Consider the following 953-nt stretch of genomic DNA (forward strand, 5'->3'; position numbering starts at 1 on the left):
CTTTTGTTACAATTTCATTTTTACCGAACACACTCAATTACCGTGAAAATACTCATCCTCGGCAGCGGCCAAGTCGGTTCGACCGTCGCCCAAAACCTCGCCTCCGTTCCCAGCAACGACGTTACCATCATCGACATCGACGAAAAAGCGCTCAACCGTATCAGCAGCCGCCTCGATGTCCAAACCATCGTCGGCAACGGCGCATCGCCCTTTACCCTTGAACAGGCAGGCGCGGCGGACTCCGACCTCCTGCTTGCCCTGACCCGCAGTGACGAAACCAACATTGTTGCCTCCAAAATCGCCGCCGACCTGTTCAACATCCCCAGCCGCATCGCACGCGTGCGCTCAAGCGAATACCTCGAATATCCGGTTGACGGCAGCGACAACCCCGAAGAAGGCAGCCTCAACATCTTCGGCATTACCGAAACCATCAGCCCCGAACAACTGGTTACCGAACAACTTGTCGGCCTGCTCAACTACACCAGCTCATTGCAGGTACTCAGCTTTGCCAACGACCAAGTTCGCATGGTGATTGTTCAAGCTCGCAAAGGCGGTTTGCTGATCGGTCGTGAAATTGCCGACATCAACCAGCACCTGCTCGAAGGCGTAGACTGCCAAATTTGCGCCATCTACCGCAACAACCGCCTGATCGTCCCAACGCCGCAAACCGTCATTATCGAAGGCGATGAAGTCCTGTTTGCCGCCGACATCAACAGCGTTGAGGCCATCATGCGCGAATTGCGTCCGAAAGAAGCGCGTACCCGCCGCATCATGATTGCCGGCGGCGGCAACATCGGCTACCGCCTCGCCAAACAGCTCGAGTCCAAATACGACATCAAAATCATCGAATACAAACCCCACCGCGCCGAATGGCTGGCCGAGAATCTGGACAACACCCTCGTCCTGCAAGGTTCCGCCACCGATGAAACCCTGCTGGACGAAGAATACATCGA

The 953-nt window shown here is 55.7% G+C and carries 1 protein-coding gene; it reads left to right on the plus strand.

Translation table 11 applies throughout. The features are described from left to right. Positions 1-42 precede the first annotated feature (42 nt). The coding region (trkA, locus tag ACTHS3_RS15110) for a Trk system potassium transporter TrkA (protein WP_440368381.1) at positions 43-953 on the plus strand (911 nt) is incomplete at its 3' end.

The organism is Neisseria sp. P0009.S007 (genome assembly GCF_051962515.1).